Genomic DNA, 19748 nt, shown 5'->3' on the forward strand with positions numbered 1-19748 from the left:
CGGCGTTACGTAAAGTGTGTGTAAGTCCTGAATTAGCTATTACCAATTACCAATTACCCATTACCAATTTTCTAATCCATTGATTCCTGGTACTTTTTCAAAATTTCCGGGATGTAATCATAGCCATCAACACCAATTATAGGAATAATTTGCGATCGCTCTTGTTTCAACGCTGCTTCAAATCCATCGCCCAATTGACCTTGTAAAATTATTAACAAACCTGCGGGCTTACGCCACTCGCTAGCACCAATTTGCTCTAAAAGATACATACTTAAACAGCCAGCAAAAACAGCCTTCTGCAAATTTTCCGTGCTATAATAAGCTTGAGCAAGATAAGCCAAATTCAAACCTTGCAAATACAAATCTCCAGAAACTTGGGCAGATTGCCAGCCATTTGCCAAGTATTTAATAGCTTCTTGGGGTTGGTCTAAAATCGTGTAAGCAATACCAAGACTACTATAACAAAGAGCTTGACTTTGGCGATCGCCTAATTGTTCAGATAACTGCAAACCTCGTTGCAAATAGTTAACTGCACTCTCATAAATCTCTGGTTCTACTTCTTGCAATTGCCGAGCTTTAAACACTTCGCTATAACCTAAATTAGCCAAAGCATTTACTTCTCCTAATTTATCACCGCTTTGACGGGATAGTATTAACGCCCGCTGACTGAAGTCAATAGCTTCTTCATAATTTTTTTGAGCTACATGAGTGCGGCTAAGGTGATTTAAGTTGGCAATTTCACAGGGTTTATCGCCTTCTTTGCGGGCAATTTCTAATGCTTGTTGATGGAAGTTGATCGACCGATCGTATTGTCCCATCGCTCGCATTGAAGCACCGATAAGTGTAAGAATCCTAGCTTTAGCTTGGGTTCCTTCCACACGCCGCAGGGGTTCATCTAAATACTCTAAAGTGTTTCGCAAATACTCGCCGGAAAAAGAGGCAAATACTCCGCCGTAAAGGGGGAAATAGTCGCGTTGGGAAAATGCCCGTAGAACTTGCAGCGTTAGCTGAAAACAGCTATTTGCTAAAATTTCACCGCTGCGGGTAGAATTGTTAAAGCCATTGGCTAATTGACACCAGATAACTGCAAATGTTAAAAAAGTAGAAATTGAAAGTTTTGCTCCTACTTTGGAGTCATAAATCAGTTTGTCAAACCAAGCCACTAACCCCCGTTGCAAGCATTGTAAAATTACGGCTAGTTCAATTAAATAACTTTGTTCTATATTACCTTGTTGGGCGGCAAATTCTGCGATAGAATGATTAAAGGAAATTGTGTTAAATAGTGCTTGCGGGAAGGAACTATTTACCTTTTTTGACCATAATGCCCAAGGGCCGTTTTGTTCAGCAGTGCCGGCAAATCCTAACTGCCGTTGTTGGTAAATCCAGCTTACGAGATCGGCTTCTAATCGCTGCCATGATGCTAAACCTTTGGTGATGCCAACGATAATTTGTTGTACGTCTTGTTCTGTGTCAGGATTAGCAATTTGCAGCATTTGTTGTTGCAATGATTTGGCTAATTGCTGCAATTGTTCGAGAGTGAGGGGGTGTTCTCGATTGGGGTCGATGATTTGTAATAATGTGAGTAGTCGATTGTTAGGTTCGGCAGTGATGATTTGTTGAACTGAAGATGCGATCGCACGGTCAACTCGGTTTTCTTTTTGCCAGCGTTCCCATTCGCCTTGAATGGTTTTGAGAGCTCTGAGAATACGACTTGCTTTAGCTTGTTTGAGCTCGTCTTTGTCAGTTTTGAGTTGGTTTTCAATAGCGTTCAAGCGTTCCGCGAGACAGCGTTCAAAGATTTCGCCGCTGCCGGGGCTGATTTCTTGGACGAGGATTTGATATACTTGCTCTTTAGAGCGAATTTGGCCTTTAAGGGTAATGTCTACGATCTGGTCGATCATGGCTAGATTGCGATCGCGCAGTGAGGGTGAATCTGACATAGTTTTAATTTTAGGATCGATGGGTTTGTTTTCATTTTTAGTGCTGATGAGAGCGTGCGATCGCTTCTGAAAGCCCCTCCCAAATTTTTACCATCTCTGCTAAAAGTAATTATATAGCAACCGCCAAGGCGGTTAGGGGCTAGGGGCTAGGGGCTAGGGGCTAGGGAAAGAAGGGGAAGAAGGGAATAGAATCAGCGAGTTTGGTGGAACTCAGAACGTCCTAACTGCCAAGAAGGTTGCTATACAGGAAACTAATCATGCCAGTTTGAGCGACAACAGCTTACCTATTTTGGCCAAGCTGATGCAATCAATTCTACCCCAAACACTTCAGCAAAACTAGCCGCAACCACTGGCCGCACTCGATCGAGGTCAATGCCAGGGATAAACTCAGCTAAGCTGCCAACAGGACGATCGCTAATCCCACAAGGTACAATTTCTTTAAAACCTTGGAGATCGGGACAAACATTTAAAGCAAAGCCGTGCATTGTAATCCAACGACTAACCTTAATACCGATCGCGGCTACTTTGCGCCCCTCCACCCAAACCCCAGTCAAACCAGAAACGCGATCGCCCTGCAAACCCCATACCGCCAGCGCCCGAATCAGCACCTCTTCCAACTGCCGCAAATACCAGTGTAAATCTTGTTGATAGCGCCGCAAATTTAGAATCGGATAGCCCACCAACTGTCCGGGACAGTGATATGTCACCTCGCCCCCCCGCTCTACTCGATGTACTTCCCAATTAGTAACCATCGGGTCAAACTTGAGAAAATCCAGCGTCGCTCCTTGTCCCAAAGTGTACACTGGTGGATGTTCCAGCAAAATTAATACATCTGGTAAATCTGGGTTTTCCCGATGCTCTTGCACCAACCGCCGCTGAACTTCCAAAGCCACAGCATAGGAGACTTGCCCCTCATTAATTAACCAGCAGGGTACAGAAGTTAAAGCAGATGCAAAAACAGTAGTATGAATCATGCAAAAAATCAAGGGGTTTTTGATGCAAATTGAGTCAAATAAAATCAAGAATTGTCAAGGGATGCAAAAGATTTTAAAGTGCTTTGTTTTATAGAATACAAAGTGGTACTGTAAAACTATACCCAGATTAAGTAAGGAGGGGCTTTATGAAGCTTGTTATCCAGGGTAAAAATATTGAAATTACCGATGCGATTCGCGAATACGTCAATCAAAAAATTGACAAAGCCGTGAATCACTTTCAGGCATTGACTACCGAGGTGGACGTACACCTAAGCGTAGCTCGCAACCCGCGAATAAATACCAAGCAGACTGCTGAAGTCACGATCTACGCTAACGGTAGCGTGATCCGCGCCGAAGAAAGCAGTGAAAGCCTCTATGCCAGCATAGACCTAGTAGCAGATAAGATTGCTCGGCAACTACGGAAATTTAAAGAAAAACGACAAGACAAGACCCATACTAATCCTAAAGTGGGCGATGTCGTAGCAGAGGAGCCGGTTGTCTCGGATCTAATTGGCGATCGCACCCCTGAACTTCCCAGCGAAGTATTGCGAAGCAAATATTTTGTCATGCCGCCGATGACCATGCAAGAAGCACTAGAACAGTTGCAAGTCATCGATCACGACTTTTATATGTTCCGCAACGCCGAAACAGGTGAAATTAACGTGATCTATGAGCGCAAGCATCACGGCGGTTACGGCGTGATCCAACCTCGTAATGGTAACGGTAACGGTAACAATGGCAAAGTTGCTCATAACAGCGTTCCAGCCGAAAAGTCAAAAGCTCCGAAGGCTTAAGGCATAAGGAGCAGGGGGGCAGAGGGGCAGGGGGGGCAGAGGAGAGATTTCCGTCTTCCATCTCCCCCGCTCCCCATCTCCCCCGCTCTATCTAATTTTTGATAGCTTGCAGAGTTTTAAGAGATTCTTCGACGTGAGCTTTGAAGTTAAGCATAGAGTCAAAAATGTGCCGCACAACTCCTTGCTCGTCAATCACGTATGTCACCCTACCAGGAAGCACCCAGAGAGTTGCGGGCACCCCGTAAAGTTGCCGAACTTTGTTTCCCGCATCGCTCAACAGCGTAAAAGGTAGATTATGCTTAGCCGCAAACTGCTGATGGGATTGTTGTGAATCTTCACTGATCCCAATCACTTCTGCACCCGCATCCGAGAAAATTTCATAGCTATCTCGAAACGCGCAAGCTTCAGCCGTGCATCCGGGGGTGTCATCCTTGGGGTAAAAATATACAACAACTGATTTTTTGCCCCGAAAGTCCTTGAGGCTGACTGGTGAGCCTGTTTGAGAAGGCAAGGTAAAATCGGGTGCGGTTTCTCCAACTTTTACTGGCATATTTGCTAAAATCGGTGGTTTAAGGGAAATGTTAACTTTTGTTATTTTATCGCGATTCGGTAACACTACCACTAATTTTTAGAAGCCACTACGCGATCGCCTGTCTCGAAGCTTTCAAGTATTCACAATAACTTTAAGCAAAAGTCAACTAACTTTATCAACTCTTCAAATTGAAAACTTCACCGACTCAACAAAAAGAGTGACAATGAGCATAGGTGTTATGGGAAACAGTTGTTCTGAACCAAACTCTTTTTGGACGTTTAATTGGTTAAGATTCCTTGATATCTTCAACCGAAAATCCTCTTAGGTTTGATCGGATTAACTGTACTTTTGTTGCACTCTGACTGCTATCAAGTCAGTCAGAATTCTACGGTGTCTTAACTCTGTGGGGGGGTGGGCACCTAAATCGCTTCAGGGCACAGGAAAACTCGGTAATTGCCGAGTTTTTCTATTTTATAGATAAGATAATTGTTAACTGTCAACTGTTAGCTGTTAACAAAGCCAGGATTTGCAAAAAAACTTATTTTTAATTTTTAATTTTTAATTGATGGGTGAGCCTCCCCTCGCCAGATGCTAGTTTAATCTTAGACAGCTTAACATGGACTCAATTACTAACTTGAGAGATTTTGCCATGCACAGCGCTTACATCAATTACATCGGCAAATTTTTACCCGGAGAAGCTGTCAATAACGACGAGATGGAAGACTATCTCGGAAAAATAGCCGAGCGCCCCTCTAAAGTCAGGCAACGTATTCTTAAAAGCAATGGCATTAAACAGCGCTATTATGCCATTAGCAAGGAACAAAACACCATCTATTCTAACAGTCAAATGGCAGCTCATGCCGTCCGAGATATTCTCTCCCAATCTCATCTAGAACCAGCCACCATTGACTTACTTGCCTGCGCCACAACTATCCCAGATTTATTAGTACCTGGATTTGCCAGCATGGTGCATGGAGAATTACCAGAATTACCACCGCTAGAAATTATTTCAACTCAAGGCGTTTGCTGTGCGGGAATAGCCGCTTTAAATTATGCTAATTCTCAACTGCAATTAGGCAAAAGGCGGACTGCACTTGCGGTTGCTTCTGAGTTCGCCTCTCGCCTGTTCAAGCACACTAAATTTGAAACCGAAACTTCAGTTAAACCCGGCAAATTCCTTCCCTTTGACACCGAATTTTTGCGCTGGATGCTCTCCGACGGTGCAGGCGCATTCTTGTTGCAAAATCAGCCTCTTACTACAGGAATTAGTTTAAAAATAGAATGGATTGAACTAATTTCCCATGCTAATGCTTATCCCATTTGTATGTATTCTGGCTTAGAAGAGGAAAGCTCAAAAACAAGCTGGTTAGATTACCCCTCCTACGCAGATGCAGCCGCAGCCGGAGCCTTTGACTTGCGCCAGAATATTCGATTGCTAGATAATGTGATAAAATTAGGAGTAGAAGGATGGCTGCGATTAATTGCAGCAGGCCGCGTTAACCCCCAGGAAATCGATTGGTTGCTCTGCCATTACTCTTCCCACTTCTTCCGGGGACAAATTGTGGAACTGCTAGAAAAAGCAGACTGTATGATTCCTGAAGAAAAATGGTTTACTAACCTTTATACGCGGGGGAATACAGGTTGTGCTTCCATTTACTTAATGCTGGAAGAACTCTTTAATTCTGGCAAATTGCAGCCCGGACAAAAAATCTTTTGTTTTGTACCAGAAAGCGGTCGATTTACTACTGCTTATATGATGTTAACCGTTGTGGAAAATTCACCTGAAATTAACCAAAGTGTTGATTTAACTGAATTACCTGTCACCTCTCCCCTTGACAGCTTTAAACCTGCACGGCTTGATTCTCCCCAAGCCTATTTATTACGAGAATTAGCATTAGTTTGGCTAGAATTTGAGCGGAAATTGCGCTCCGTACCAATTCTACGGAAATTACACGGGGGAGAATTTACCATTGAAGATTATAAAGCTCTGTTGCGAAATCTGCGGCCGCAAGTTGTAGAAGGAGCTCGTTGGATTGCTCGTGCTGCTTCTTACATGACTGATTTTCGCCTCCGCTCTACATTTATCGGCCATGCTCAAGACGAGCACCGAGATTTTCAAATGTTAGAGCGAAATTACGTTTCCGTTGGTGGCGAATTGTCCGAAATTGTAGGAAGTGAAAAGAATATTGGTAGCGAAGCTTTATCAGCATTTATCTTTCACCAAGCCTCTCAGGAAAATCCGGTAGACTTAATTGGGAGTATATTTATTATTGAAGGGTTGGGGAATCAGCTTGCTGGAAAGTGGGCGAAACAGATTCAAGAAACCCTGGGTTTGCGGGGAGATCAAGTGTCATTTCTAGCGTATCACGGAGTGAATGATGAATCGCATCTTGGTAAGTTGGAGGAATTAATTAATGCAGAATGGATGACAGACGCGATTGCCCGTCGCATTGTTAAAACCGCTCAAGTCACTGCTCGTTTATACTTACTGCAACTGGAGGAAATTCGCTAATGCAAATTATTCAACCTCAAGAGACTGAAAATATAACAGAAGTTAAGAGCAATTTGCCCTACAGTCCTCAACCTTACAATCGATTAAATCCTAATCATTGGGACGTGCTTTTTGTCGATCAGTCTATCCCCGTCGATTTAGTGGCGAAATCTTACATGATTCGGGATTTACACAACTGGACTCGCAGTTATTTACTAATTCCTATTAAAATAATTGCGAACTTGTTGCTGGCTTTAATTATGACGGTGAAGCGTTTGCTTCCCTTTCAATTTAGCGCTTACACCTTAATGCACAAATCTGCTGCATTTTTCTTGAATAACTTTGTTTCTCCTGAAGCTTGTTATTTGATTGTGCGGCATATTTGTCTCGGTTCCAACATTATCAATTTTTTGATTGATAACGGCCCCGATCCGCAGATTCAGAAATCAACCCTCTATCCGCGCACTGTTGACGATTTAGCTAATAATGCTTTTTTGGAACATGACCTAATTCTCTATAACTTTGTTTGGGATTACAATCAAGCAATCCAAAAGAATCCTAATTGGTTAGAGGAGATTAAAAACCGGGTAGTTAACTACGATAGCATTCAACCTGCGGAAGTGGAAATTGATTTTAATAAACGCCGCTGGTTGAGGGTTTTAGATTTGGAATCTGCGATTGAGTTGTTTAAAGTGTTTTATTCTCTTTGTTTAACTAGCGATGAGTTTGCGCGGGCAGTAATCTCGCTTCAGTTAGATGAGAACTTTGGTATTTATATCAGTCAGATTACGGATAATTATGACTGGAATCATGTAATTAGAAACCGTCAACCTCTTGCACCAAATAGTCCTTTTAATGCAGCTCGCGATCTGTTTTTACACGGTATTGTGTCGGAATATCTTTACAGGTATTTGGAGATTCGTAAGCAGATGGTAGAGTAATGTTTAAGTGTTAGAAACTCGACCCGAAAGTATGATAAGGAAAGTGCTTTAATATGTTAACTAACTACATCCAAGCTGCCATGAAGCAAGCTAAGTATGAAATTTTCCCTGATGATGGGACTTTCTACGGAGAAATTCCTATCTGTGAGGGAGTCTATGCAAATGCTGTAACTCTCGAAGCTTGTCGAGAAGAATTGCAAGAGGTATTAGAAGACTGGATTTTACTTAGTCTCACGCTGAATCTTCCTTTACCCGTCCTTGATAATATCGACCTTACAATTACTAAAGAAGTCGCCTGATGCCCCCTTTAAAACCAGTCAAACGTCGAGAGTTAATTTATTACCTGAAACAACTGGGATTTGACGGCCCCTATTCGGGAAAAAGGCATCAGTTCATGTTGAAAGATAACCTGCGCGTCACCATCCCCAATCCTCATCAAGGTGATATTAGTGCCAACTTTTTAGCTAAAATTTTGGGACAGGCTAAAGTTGATATTAGTGATTGGGAGAACTTATAAATTTGAGAAAGTTTTGTCAATTGATTCGTAAGTATGATACAATTAGTTAATCTTAAAATCCTTAAATACTATGACAATTGAAAATCTGGAAGCTGAAGTGATGGCATTGCCAAGGGATGCTCAAGCAATATTGCTCTTGCGACTCCTAAAACACTTGGGAGAAAGTAGGGAAATTGATCCAGAAGTTGCATCTAGCTGGAGTGAGGAAGCCCAAAAACGCGATCGCGAAATGGATAGCGGCAAAGTTACTGGCATTTCGGCTCAACAAGTCTTTGATAAAAAACGGGGTAAAGAACTTTATGAGAATGTTATCCGCGCTCAAGTAGAAACACCGGAGAATATTGGCAAGATTATTTCAATTAATGTGGAGACGGGTGAATATGAAATTGGTGAGGATTTGGTAGTAACGAGTGGCAAATTAAAAGCTAAACAGCCTAATGCAATAATTTGGGCGGAACGGATTGGTTTTGATGCGGTTTATGCTGTTGGTGGTACATTAGCTAGTAATAATGTAGTGTTTTAAAAGTAATACTCATGTTAAAAGAATTAAAAACCATTACTCTTACAACTCTTCTGGTATTAGCAACAGCTAAACTGGGTTCTACTGCACCTCTCCCAACTCCTAATAATCAAGGGGATTATACGGGAAGAGCTTATCATACTTATTGGGAAGTAGTAGACCCAGACCCAAATGGGTTAAATTGTCGCATGACAAATTCTTCTTTTGAAGAACTTATGCGTGTTGACAACCGCACTCCATTTGAGTTTTTTAATTGGTCTGTAATTGGTGTTTTAAAACAGGGACAGCGTTTTGAAAGCTTTCCTAGTAATGCTGCTGGTACTTTCCGGGATACCAGGGGTTTACCTTGGCTTTTTGTAGGAAAAAACTACGCTACTGGTGGGGTGCAACGTTGTTTTATTCGCGCTAATAGTCAATTTGTTAAACCAGTACAGATGTCATCGACTCGCGTACAACCTCAAGCGAGTCAACCGCTTACAAGTTCCACAGCGCTGCCGATGAAGCTTGGTTTTGACGAAGGATTTGGATCGATTGTAGTACCAGAAAGTAATACCACAGCATCGGCCTATGGAGGACGCTTAAGGCGATATGATGTTCACATTGCTAAAATGTTTGAAGTCACTTACTTTATGTGTCAGCAGGGGAATTTAAGACCCGGTATTACATGGAATTATGAGGCTGGGGGTGGCACGATTAATATGGGAAGTTTTGAAATAACCTGCCGACTTGCTAATCAAATAGTTAGTGCCTATAGTTTAGGTAAATCAGAACCTACGAATATTACTTTTTCGGCTGGTGAAACCGGTCGCGCCGATGTCAGAAGTTTCAACATTCCTGTGCTAGATATTACAGGTGATAAAGTACCACGCTGGATCAGTTTTGTGCAGGGATTTCAGCCAGTGAGGAGGTAGGGGGATTTGTAAGATGTAGGGTGTGTCATAAGTAAAATTACTCTTCCATCTAAATAAGGAGAAATAATTTTTATACTGAAAATCTCTCTGTTAAGTCAGTGTTTTCAACTCAGATGAGGATTTATATGCAATCACTAATACCTATAATTATCAGCCTTGTTATTTCAGTTTCCTGGCTACTTAATCGAAGTATCCTAGTTGCCTACGGAAAAGATTTTCTAAAAGAAGGGATAAAATGGATAGGTAATAGACCTATCCTAGTCCCTACGTTTGCAGTATTTTTCCTGCCAATATTTATTGCCTATCTAACACTAAATCAAATTCCTGACATTCTCAAATTTATTTTGCCCTTAATTACTTTCATTGCAGGTCAGTTTATCGGTAAATATGAGAAGCAAATAGAAATTAAAGATAACCAAAAGGAAAGCTTGTCAAAACTTAAGAGGAGTCTCTCCAGAACTCGTGAAAAAATTTCTTTAACTAAGAAAATAGTTCAATTAGAGCTAGATTCAATTAACAGCCAGGATAGAGGAATTTTTGAAGAAAGGTTACAATCCATAGATGAAATCACCGAAGATTTTTTAAGACTTGACTCCTCAAAATTGATCGATGATAAATTGTTAACTATAGATGAAGTCTATAACCTTCGGGAAATCAGTTTACTTATTGATCGATTCAATGAACTAATTGAAGAGCGAAGAGAGTATATATCAAAATGTAGGGAGTCAAATAGTAATCTAACTGATACTTATTTTGATCTATTAAAAGGAACAGATAAAGAGATACTAAAAAACGCTGGACTTATTGAAAAGGTCATGGATAAAATCTCAAAAACTGAAATAAAATTGTAGTATCTACATCAACAACTGCATAAAAGCATTCACCGCATCATATTGATCCCCCATCCGCGAATAAAACTCGATTAATCTTAAATCCAACTCCGGCAAAAGTGTACTCTTACTCACCAATTCATACCCCGTAGAACCCAAACAATAAACCGAAATTACCCCATCCTCCCAAAACCAAACCTCTCCCACTCCCACTCGACGATAAATTTCCAGCGTATCAATTCCACCACTCGTTACTATCACCTCAATCGCCAAATCTGGAACTGACTTCCGCGTACCCAAACAATAAGACTCATCTGGTTCTTTCCGTGCCCCCAATTCCTTCATCCCAATCGTCGTACTACCACGTGCATAAAAACGAATATTTTTCATCCGCATATAAATTTCTAAAAGCTGACCTAAAGTTTTTTTCGGTTCTTCATGAGCATCAGATAAAGGAGCCATAATTTCTAAATACCCATCTAAATAAGTTAAATGTGCGCCTGTTTCTGCTAAATCTACATCCAACTTTTCCAGAGTCTCCCATGTCACATTTGATAGCAAGGCTCTACCTTGATTCAATTCAGGCTTAGAAATTGCGACAACCATCTGACTTACCTTTTGCGCTTTTTTATAATATAGCAATTTAAACTCGTCATTTATTTACATTAATATAGCTAATTTGTCAATGAGTTTTTTTACTTATCTTTTGCATTACCATTTTAACTTGCAAATAACTGTAACGATTTTTACCAATTTATACTTTCTTCAGAATCTCAAGTTAGTCTAGGTATAGAGATTAAATTTACCTACATACCCCGCAGGAGGGTTGCTATGGTTACAACATCGCTACGGCCGAAAGAATCTCCCTCACCCGCTTACATCTGTCCAATGGATCGGAGTTGCACTTACCTGCAACTGGCGGGTAACTTATTACAAATAGATCCAGGCTTGCTGATAATTCTCGAACAGCCTCGAAAAGTAGTCACTGTCTCCATTCCCGTAAAACTCGATAGCGGTGAAGTGCAGGTTTTGGCGGGCCACCGCGTACAGCACTCCAATGTCCTTGGCCCTTACAAAGGCGGGACTCGCTACCACCCGTCTGTTACTCTGCGGGAAGTATCTGCTCTAGCGATGTTGATGACCTGGAAATGTGCTTTATTGGGCATTCCCTACGGCGGCGCTAAGGGTGGAATTGCGATCGATCCATCTAACTACAGCGTCGGCGAGTTAGAGCGCATTACCCGCCGCTACACTACTGAATTGATTAAAGATATCGGCCCAGCGGTTGATATTCCTGCCCCTGATATCGGCACGAGCTCTCGTGAAATGGCTTGGATGATGGACACCTATTCTATGAATGTGGGTCATGCAGTGCCGGGGGTGGTAACGGGCAAACCCTTGTCTATCGGTGGTTCTAAGGGTCGCGAAATGGCAACGGGGCGCGGTGTGATGATTACTGTCCGCGAGGCCTTACTAGAAAGGGGTAAAACTTTAGCAGGAACACGAGTCGCAATCCAAGGGTTCGGGAATGTGGGCAGCTCGGCCGCTTTATTAATGCACGAAGAGGGGGCTAAGATTATAGCAGTCTCGGATGTTAGCGGCGGACTCTTTGCTCCTGAAGGGCTGGATATCCCTGCTGTGAAACTGTATGCTCAACAAAATAATCGCAGCATTGCGGGTTTTCCTGGTGCGATCTCGGTCAGTAATGCTGAACTGTTAACGTTACCTTGTGATGTGTTGATTCCCGCAGCTTTGGAAGACCAAATTACTGAGGAAAATAGCGATCGCATCCAAGCCAAATTCGTAGCAGAGGCGGCTAATGCTCCTGTTACTTTGATAGCAGACCAAATGTTAGAAGCGCGTGGGATAACGGTTTTGCCAGATATTTTAACGAATGCTGGCGGAGTGGTGGTCAGTTATTTGGAATGGGTGCAAGGCCAATCCTACGTATTTTGGGACGAGGAACGAGTCAACCGTGAAATGGAAGGATTGATGGTGCAAGCTTATCACCGAGTCAGCGAACTAGCTAAGGCGCGGGAGGTGTCTTTGCGGCTAGCGGCTTATATGCTAGGCGTGGGGCGCGTGGCTCAAGCGTTGAGCGATCGTGGTCTTTATCCTTGACTTTTTCGCCAACTTGCAATAAAATTTTAATGTAAATAATCACAGTTTCCCAGTTGCCAAAGCTAGGAAACTGAGATTTTTTTAAGCGTAAGTCCTGGCAAAAATAGGGTATCCCGGAGGCTCAAACTCTGCTTATACAATCCATAATGAAAGTCTGACGCACCCTACAAACTTATTGAAGTGTGCTAGTTGCGTAAGTCTCTGCTTTTGATCCGCCCTAGTGCGGTAAAGTTAGATTTATGGATGATGACTACCTAAGCGTAATTAATACTGACGCTGAACTCGAAAGCCCTTTGGATCGTTTGGAGGAATCGGAACCCCCGCAGCCAGATCCAGAGGAAATGTTGCCTTTGCTGGAATCTCCAGAAGCGCAGCAGCGCATGATCGCAGCGAGAGCTTTTTGCGAACTCCAAGACGATCGCGCCATCCCCCATTTAATTCGCCTATTGCGAGATGGCTGTCCTTTAGTGAGGGTAAGTGCGGCCTATGCTTTGGGGCGCAACCCCAGTCGGGATGCGGTGGAACCGCTGATTGACCAACTCAACCGTGATTGGAACGGTTATGTCCGTAAAGGCGTGGTTTGGGCCTTGGGAAATTGTCGCGATCGCCGCTCTTTAGCCCCCCTAATTGATACTCTGAGAACAGATATTTCGGCTGTGCGGCTATGGGCGGCAAGTTCCCTCGGTCAGATGGCAACTGTCGGTTACGATGTGGTAATCGGCGCTGTTCCTCCCTTAATTGAAGCTTTGCGGCGAGACTCTGTAGCGGCGGTGCGGAGTAATTGTGCTTGGGCGATCGGTCAACTGTGCCGCGAATTGCCGAATAATGTAGTTTATGCTGGCGCGATCGATGGTTTAATTGAAGCTTTAGAAGAAGACAAAGATTTAAGTGTGCGCGAAGATGCCAAGTCATCGCTGTTGCGAGTAGGAGATCCGCGCGGGTTACAGATTATTGAAGATTTAGAAATGGATGGTTTGCTGTAGTTGAAGGAAGAAGGTCGGAAGTAGGTTAGGTACGTAGTTGGGCTTTAGCCCCTCTTAATGCAGGTTAGGTACGTAGTCGATGCTCTAGCCCCTCTTAATGCGCTAAAGCGCAACTACGTACCTAAGAGCGCTAAAGCGCAACTACGTACCTAAGAGCGCTGAAGCGCAACTACGTACCTAAGAGCGCTAAAGCGCAACTACGTACCTTAAAATTAACCGCTTATAAAAACCTATGCAAATCTACTATCGCTAATAGAGGAGCAAAAGCCTAAGTCTACGGTGTAACTTAACCAAAGGTAAGTAATATTGCATTACTGCTTGCTTTTATAAGCTTGTCCACTACTCCTCTGTTAGAGCTTGAAACCTTTGGGTGTTTGTATATTCAGTTGGTGTAGTCAATTCGTATCAGGTGTTTTAGTAACACTCAAGTTACTTGAGCCTTAATAACTCGCATTGACCAAGCGCAAGTTTATTATAACTTAATTCCGCTAAAACAACTCACTGATCTTCACCCAATACCCACAATTCGTTAATTCAATACTAGGTAAATCTAGGTATTTTGGCTAATGCAACCAACCCTGATTTTGTGCCACTTGCGTAAGTCCTAGACCGGCTAACCATCCTGTTGTCCAAGCACTTTGGAAATTAAAGCCCCCTGTCACGCCATCAATATCTAAGATTTCCCCAGCAAAATAAAGACCGGGACAGCAGCGGCTTTCCATTGTTTTGAAATCAATTTCTTTTAAGTTAACGCCGCCGCAAGTGACAAATTCTTCTTTAAATGCGCCTTTTCCTTTAATCTGATACTCACCTTGGCTGAGTTCTTGAATGAGTTGATTAAGGCTTTTGTTTGATAGTTCTGACCAGCGTTTTTCGCTGTCAATTCCAACAGCAACGGTTAAACGTTCCCAGAGACGGCGGGGAATGGGAAGGGGACAGCTTGTTGATATCGCTCTTCTTGGTAATTGGGATTTAACTGCTAGTAATTGTTGCCGTAAAACGTCGGGTTTATACTGGGGAAGCCAATTAATTAATAATGATGTTTGATAGCGACACTCATGTAGAAATCTCGCCCCCCAAGCGGATAGTTTTAGTACCGCTGGGCCGCTTAAACCCCAATGAGTAATTAGGATTGGCCCGGTTTGTTCTAATTTTGCTGCGGGTAATTGTACGCGAACATTACCAACGGAAACGCCTGCTAAATCTTGGAGGCGAACATCGGAAATGTTAAAGGTAAATAAAGATGGTACTGGGGATTGTATGGTGTGACCTAAATTTTTTGCCCACTTGAAACCGGAGGGACTGCTACCAGTGGCAAGTAGAATGCGATCGCATTTTAACTTTTCCCCTGATTTTAATTCAATTTCAAAATTCGTTGTTAATCTATTTATTGAAACGGCAGCAACACCTGTGCGAATTTCTACGCCTGCATCTTTAGCAGCCTGAATTAAAGTGTTAACAATTGTCCCAGAATCGTCTGTTGTGGGGAACATCCGACCGTCTTCCTCTGTTTTCAGTTTAACACCCTGACTGGCAAACCATTCTACCGTATCGTGAGGTTGAAAGCGAGTGAAAGCACCCCGCAGAGCTTTGCCACCTCTGGGGTAATTTTGTACTAAAATTCCTGGGTCAAAGCAGGCATGAGTTACGTTACAGCGTCCTCCGCCAGAAATACGAACTTTGGCGAGGAGTTCCCGCCCTGCTTCTAGTAAAGTGATCCGAGTTTGGGGATGAGCTTTGGCTGCTGCGATCGCTCCGAAAAACCCTGCTGCACCCCCACCCACAACGACAACTCGCAGAAATTTATCGGACACATTTTTTCTCGCTTATTCGGGTTCAAAATCTGATTTTGCCACACCGCAAATCGGACAAACCCAATTTTCAGGAATATCTTCAAAGGCTGTTCCAGGTGCGATGTCGCCATCAGGATCGCCTAGTTCTGGATCGTAGACATAGGCGCAAGTTGTACAGACGTATTTTTGCATTTTTACTTTTTCCTAATGGGTTGACTAGATATTAGAAGTTTCCAGATTCAAAGTTATGAAGTTGATTTTACCATGCTTTTCGCATTATTGGTAACGCCACCGGATGACCGGGCTTTTTGACTATTGGGACGGCGGCGTTACTGTATGCGTCACGTCTGAAATTAACAATTAAAAATTTAAGATTGCTAATAAGTTTGCTAATTTTAAATTTTTAATTGTTAATTTCGGAATAGTTTAGAGGACTCCGGCGTTGCCTAGACCTAAGATAAATCCGGCTCCGAGGATGTGTCCTAAGCTTGTGGTTGCTAATAATTCAGGTACGCCAAATCCTGTGAACATCCCTGGTAGGTCAACGGGTAAAGCTGGCCCTTTCCCCCGGTTGTTCTTGGAGATGCCATAGTAGCCGATCGCGATCGCTAATAGATTGGCAAGAATCATTACGAGGCCTACACCCGGAGACCATTCTGGTGTATGGGGTGCTGTAGACTCGACGGCCAAAAGTAAAGCAGAGTAAATCAAGTTCCTAATCTCCTTTGATAAACTTAGAAAGGATTGTGAGTTTAGTGGTTGGTAGGCAAATTATGAAAATCCATCAAAAATGGACTCTCAGACCAGAGCCAAGTCTGTATCAACGTCCAAACAGGTTGTCTGGACGGCTGAATTCTGGGACTAATTGAATGCAAAGATTATAAATAGTGCTTAGCCACAAACTAAAATTTGTTTTAATAGTTAACAATAAGTTTATATTTTGATACAAATGCAACAGAGAGGTGCGATCGTGCGGGTCAAGATTTGTGGTATTACGAAGCCAGAGCAGGGGCAAGCGATCGCGCAACTAGGAGCGGCGGCTTTGGGGTTTATCTGCGTGCCAGCATCACCCCGGTACATCAAACCAGAGTTGATTCGCGCGATCGTCGCGGGTTTGCCCCAGAATGTCGATCGCATTGGGGTTTTTGCTAATTCCACAATAGAAGTCATTTGTCAAGTATCTGGTCAATCTCAATTAAATGGCGTGCAGTTGCATGGAGATGAAAGCCCAGAATTTTGCGATCTTCTTCGGCAATATTTACCAGGAGTTGAAATTATCAAAGCTTTGAGAGTAAAAACACCTGAAACCTTAGAGAAAGCCGCTATTTATGCCGCTCATGTTGATACCCTACTATTAGATGCTTATCATCCTAACCAGCTAGGAGGTACGGGCAAAACAATAGATTGGAGGAGTTTAAAACAGTTTCAACCAAGTTGTCCTTGGCTGCTAGCGGGCGGTTTAACACCAGATAATATATTGGATGCACTCAAACATTTACAACCTAATGGTATCGATCTTTCCAGCGGTTTAGAAATAGCACCGGGAGATAAAGATTTGAGCAAAGTTGCCAGATTATTTGAAGTAATTGCAGTTAGAAACGGCGAATTTCAAATCGGCTATCGCCCTCCGGTTCTTCATACTCTATCCTCAAATCTTTAACTGATGAGGCAGTTTAGCCATTTTTATACTTTATCATTATTCACGAGGCACAGAAGACTGTATGATTAGTAAAATACAAAAATCAGGCGCAATTCAAACTGGAGGGTTTTAACCTATGATTTTACTAATAGCAGCAGTCATAAGTTTTCTGGCGGGATTGGCACTTGCCTACTGGTTGGTAGAAAAGCGATTGCAGCAGCAAAAGCTAAACCAAAGCGAGCAAAGTCGCAGAATATCTGAGGAAATGGAAAGAAATCACCAGTCTCGGATGCAAGAAACTATCAAATCCCTACAAGCTGGAGAAGAAAACCGCCTCCGACAAGTTACTGAAGAATTAGAGCAAGCTCACAACTCCCGGCTACAGGAAACAATACAATCCTTACAAGAGCAGCACGATGCTCATTTAATTCAAATTACCGATGAATTGCAGAAAACCTATGAAGACAGGAGACAGTCAGAGCTACAATCTCTGCAACATCAACACCAGAGCAAGTTAAAACAAACCACTGAAGAATTACAGATTAGCGAAGCTCAAATGCAGACAACTATCAGGGAACTGCAAGAGCAATATGAAAGTCAATTGGTGCAAGCTGCTGAAGAATTAGCTAGAACTTATGAAGCTCAGAAAGAATCAGAGATCGAGCTGTTACAACAGGAATACGAAAGCGATTTAAGATTAGCCGCTGAGGAATCCCAAGCTCACGAAGCTCAGATGCAGGGAAATATTAGGCTACTGCAAGAACATTATGAAACTCAGTTGAAAAATGCAATTGAGGAGTTGCAAACTCATGAAGGTTACACGCAACAAACTGTCAGAATGTTACAAAAACATTATGAAAGTCAGTTAGGACAAAATCCAGTTTTGGAAGCATCTCCATCAGAGACAGTGATTCCTAGTTTTCTGGAGTCATCACAATCAGATCCGCTAACTTCAAATCATTCTGCGCCTTTGGAGTTAGAAATTGGAGAGCAGAAAATCCCAACATTGAACTTCACGGCTCAACCCTTAGCTCAGGAATTAGATAATAAAATTGTGGCCTGGGGAGATTCCCGCCAAATCAGTTTTGTTAACCAGTTAATCAGTTATTCTAATCATCAAAATGGTCGGATTCGCAGGTTGGTAGCATCAGCTTTAGGCAAGATTGCTACTGTTAATGGTTTTCGGGTAGAATTGCAGCCAGCCATCCCGATTTTAGGAAAGCTAAGTAAAGATTTAGAGCCACAGGTTCGCTTGTCTGCCGTAGAAGCTTTAGGGGCGATTAAGTCTGATAAAGTAATACCTTTTCTGCAATCTTCTCTTAGAGATACTGATGGAGCAGTGGTTAAATCTGCAAGTCTTGCCCTTGAAAAATTTAGGTATTATCCAGCAAAATCTGCGGCTAAAACTAAAGATTCTAAACTCAAGAAACCTCAGCGCTAATACTGCGTGTAACTACGTCAATTTTACTAAGAACATTCAAGCTTGATTTTCATAAGCAGAGTCAAGAGTTTAAAGCAAGACTTACGCACTGGAAGTCAAAACCCGGTTTCTACGTCAATATCTCTCGGAGAGAGCGACAATTTTTTAGAGAAACCGGGTTTTTTTGCGTAAATCCTGTAAATATGGAAAATTAAAGATTTGGAAACTAGAAAATTACGAATAAACCCGGTTTCTTGCCTCGATCTGTATAAGTTCTGACCAACTTTGAAAAATATTGCTACAATTTTAGTCTCTAGCAGTTATCCCAATGTACTACTTCAAAAAATCCCTGATTAAAACTTTAAGCTACATTCTGCTTTTACTGCTGTCGTTCGCCGCGATCGTTGCTTGTAATTCTGCTACCACATCGTCTATTAACGATCGCCCACCCCTCAAATTTGCTCATAGTTTTTGGCCTGGAGTTCTTCCAATAGCGATCGCTGAAGACAAAGGCTTTTTTAAGCAGCAAGGGGTAAAATTACAAAGAATTTATCTACAAGATCAGGATGTAGCCATACAAATATCTGATTTTGTAGCAGGTAAATATGACGGTATGATCTTAGCTTTAGGGGATGTGGTTACTCTTGTTAATGCTAACCCTAGCCTGCTAATTGTTGCTGCTATTGACGAATCAAAGGGAGCAGATGCGATTATCAGCTCACCTCAAATTAAAGATGTAGCCAGTCTAAAAGGCAAGATAATTGGTGTAAAATTTGGTACTTTTGGCGAATTATTTGTAAATAGGATGTTAAGTCTCAACGGCTTAACTACCAACGATGTCAAATACAGCAATATTAACGCTGATAAAATTTATGAACCCTTAAAAAAAGGTGAAGTTCAGGCAGGACATAGCTGGGAACCATATATGTCTCAGTTAACTAAAGCTGGTTTCCATGTACTATTTACTAGCGCTAAAACTCCTGGATTGATTCCTGATGTAATTGTGTTCCGAGGTATGGTAGTGCGCGAGCGCCCGGAGGATATCAAAGCATTTTTGCGTGCCTGGTTTCAGGCAGTAGATTACTGGCTAGCCAATCCTCAAGAAGGAAACGCTATCATTGCCAAAGTTTTGAAAATAAAGCCTGAAGATATCTCCCTAGAAGGATTGCAGTTATTGACAGTTAAAGATAATATAAAAGCCTTTGCTTCAGGCAACACTACAGAATCTTTAGCTTATACAATGAAGCTATATAGCGATTTTGCAATTCAAAAAGGAAATCTTACCCGTCCGCCAGAGATTGATAAATTTCTCACTCCTGCATTCCTACCCAAGCCGTAATCC

The 19748-nt window shown here is 42.3% G+C and carries 20 protein-coding genes; 13 read left to right on the plus strand and 7 right to left on the minus strand.

Annotation, left to right across the window (positions count from 1 at the left end; genetic code table 11):
- Positions 1-71: 71 nt before the first annotated feature.
- Both PY364_RS25795 and lipB read right to left on the minus strand, forming a co-directional pair.
- Positions 72-1940, minus strand: coding sequence for a tetratricopeptide repeat protein (locus PY364_RS25795; protein ID WP_275570568.1), 1869 nt, complete (start codon positions 1938-1940; stop codon positions 72-74).
- A gap of 284 nt (positions 1941-2224) precedes the next feature.
- On the minus strand, positions 2225-2914 hold the full coding sequence (gene lipB, locus PY364_RS25800; protein WP_275570569.1) for a lipoyl(octanoyl) transferase LipB: 690 nt from the start codon (positions 2912-2914) through the stop codon (positions 2225-2227).
- Positions 2915-3060: 146 nt separating this feature from the next.
- Here lipB and raiA point away from each other — a divergent pair, with 146 nt between their 5' ends.
- Positions 3061-3708 carry a ribosome-associated translation inhibitor RaiA gene (gene raiA, locus PY364_RS25805; RefSeq protein ID WP_275570570.1) on the plus strand — a complete coding sequence of 216 codons (648 nt, stop codon included), beginning with the start codon at positions 3061-3063 and terminating at the stop codon, positions 3706-3708.
- Between the two features lie 91 nt (positions 3709-3799).
- Here raiA and PY364_RS25810 read toward each other — a convergent pair whose 3' ends face one another.
- Complete coding sequence (locus tag PY364_RS25810) at positions 3800-4258, minus strand: peroxiredoxin (RefSeq protein ID WP_275570598.1); 459 nt, start codon at positions 4256-4258, stop codon at positions 3800-3802.
- Positions 4259-4889: 631 nt separating this feature from the next.
- On the opposite strand from PY364_RS25810, the gene PY364_RS25815 reads away from it, so the two are divergent.
- The 7 genes from PY364_RS25815 (at position 4890) to PY364_RS25845 (ending at position 10471) form a co-directional block, all read left to right on the plus strand.
- Positions 4890-6752 (plus strand): beta-ketoacyl-ACP synthase III, encoded by a 1863-nt coding sequence (locus PY364_RS25815; protein ID WP_275570571.1) that lies wholly within the window; start codon positions 4890-4892, stop codon positions 6750-6752.
- The gene (locus tag PY364_RS25820; RefSeq protein ID WP_275570572.1) at positions 6752-7672 is read left to right on the plus strand and encodes a hypothetical protein; all 921 of its coding nucleotides are present in this window, start codon (positions 6752-6754) and stop codon (positions 7670-7672) included. The genes PY364_RS25815 and PY364_RS25820 overlap by 1 nt, the downstream gene beginning before the upstream one ends.
- A 53-nt stretch (positions 7673-7725) precedes the next feature.
- Complete coding sequence (locus tag PY364_RS25825; RefSeq protein WP_275570573.1) at positions 7726-7971, plus strand: type II toxin-antitoxin system HicB family antitoxin; 246 nt, start codon at positions 7726-7728, stop codon at positions 7969-7971.
- Positions 7971-8189, plus strand: coding sequence for a type II toxin-antitoxin system HicA family toxin (locus PY364_RS25830; protein ID WP_275570574.1), 219 nt, complete (start codon positions 7971-7973; stop codon positions 8187-8189). Before PY364_RS25825 ends, PY364_RS25830 begins: the two co-directional genes overlap by 1 nt.
- Positions 8190-8259: 70 nt before the next feature.
- The gene (locus PY364_RS25835) at positions 8260-8712 is read left to right on the plus strand and encodes an addiction module protein (protein ID WP_275570575.1); all 453 of its coding nucleotides are present in this window, start codon (positions 8260-8262) and stop codon (positions 8710-8712) included.
- Between the two features lie 11 nt (positions 8713-8723).
- The gene (locus PY364_RS25840) at positions 8724-9620 is read left to right on the plus strand and encodes a hypothetical protein (protein ID WP_275570576.1); all 897 of its coding nucleotides are present in this window, start codon (positions 8724-8726) and stop codon (positions 9618-9620) included.
- 125 nt (positions 9621-9745) lie between these two features.
- Complete coding sequence (locus tag PY364_RS25845; protein WP_275570577.1) at positions 9746-10471, plus strand: hypothetical protein; 726 nt, start codon at positions 9746-9748, stop codon at positions 10469-10471.
- Positions 10472-10474: 3 nt separating this feature from the next.
- Here PY364_RS25845 and PY364_RS25850 read toward each other — a convergent pair whose 3' ends face one another.
- Positions 10475-11056, minus strand: a complete 582-nt coding sequence (locus PY364_RS25850; protein WP_275570578.1) for a Uma2 family endonuclease — start codon at positions 11054-11056, stop codon at positions 10475-10477.
- A gap of 225 nt (positions 11057-11281) precedes the next feature.
- On the opposite strand from PY364_RS25850, the gene PY364_RS25855 reads away from it, so the two are divergent.
- Both PY364_RS25855 and PY364_RS25860 read left to right on the plus strand, forming a co-directional pair.
- Positions 11282-12571, plus strand: coding sequence for a Glu/Leu/Phe/Val dehydrogenase (locus tag PY364_RS25855; protein ID WP_275570579.1), 1290 nt, complete (start codon positions 11282-11284; stop codon positions 12569-12571).
- Between the two features lie 239 nt (positions 12572-12810).
- Complete coding sequence (locus PY364_RS25860) at positions 12811-13554, plus strand: HEAT repeat domain-containing protein (protein ID WP_275570580.1); 744 nt, start codon at positions 12811-12813, stop codon at positions 13552-13554.
- A gap of 563 nt (positions 13555-14117) precedes the next feature.
- On the opposite strand, the gene PY364_RS25865 is transcribed toward PY364_RS25860, so the two are convergent.
- The 3 genes from PY364_RS25865 to psaK form a co-directional block, all read right to left on the minus strand.
- Entirely contained in the window at positions 14118-15368 is a 1251-nt protein-coding gene (locus tag PY364_RS25865; RefSeq protein ID WP_275570581.1) for an NAD(P)/FAD-dependent oxidoreductase, read from the minus strand.
- 12 nt (positions 15369-15380) lie between these two features.
- Positions 15381-15539 (minus strand): rubredoxin, encoded by a 159-nt coding sequence (gene rd, locus PY364_RS25870; RefSeq protein WP_275570582.1) that lies wholly within the window; start codon positions 15537-15539, stop codon positions 15381-15383.
- Positions 15540-15773: 234 nt separating this feature from the next.
- Positions 15774-16058, minus strand: coding sequence for a photosystem I reaction center subunit PsaK (gene psaK, locus PY364_RS25875; RefSeq protein ID WP_275570583.1), 285 nt, complete (start codon positions 16056-16058; stop codon positions 15774-15776).
- Between the two features lie 259 nt (positions 16059-16317).
- On the opposite strand from psaK, the gene PY364_RS25880 reads away from it, so the two are divergent.
- The 3 genes from PY364_RS25880 to PY364_RS25890 all read left to right on the plus strand — a co-directional run bounded on the left by PY364_RS25880 (position 16318) and on the right by PY364_RS25890 (position 19745).
- Positions 16318-17007, plus strand: a complete 690-nt coding sequence (locus PY364_RS25880; RefSeq protein WP_275570599.1) for a phosphoribosylanthranilate isomerase — start codon at positions 16318-16320, stop codon at positions 17005-17007.
- Positions 17008-17122: 115 nt separating this feature from the next.
- The gene (locus tag PY364_RS25885; protein ID WP_275570584.1) at positions 17123-18427 is read left to right on the plus strand and encodes a HEAT repeat domain-containing protein; all 1305 of its coding nucleotides are present in this window, start codon (positions 17123-17125) and stop codon (positions 18425-18427) included.
- Between the two features lie 307 nt (positions 18428-18734).
- On the plus strand, positions 18735-19745 hold the full coding sequence (locus tag PY364_RS25890) for an ABC transporter substrate-binding protein (protein ID WP_275570585.1): 1011 nt from the start codon (positions 18735-18737) through the stop codon (positions 19743-19745).
- The last annotated feature ends 3 nt before the right edge of the window (positions 19746-19748 follow it).

It is taken from the genome of Kamptonema sp. UHCC 0994 (assembly GCF_029167235.1).
Classification (GTDB): domain Bacteria; phylum Cyanobacteriota; class Cyanobacteriia; order Cyanobacteriales; family Microcoleaceae; genus Kamptonema.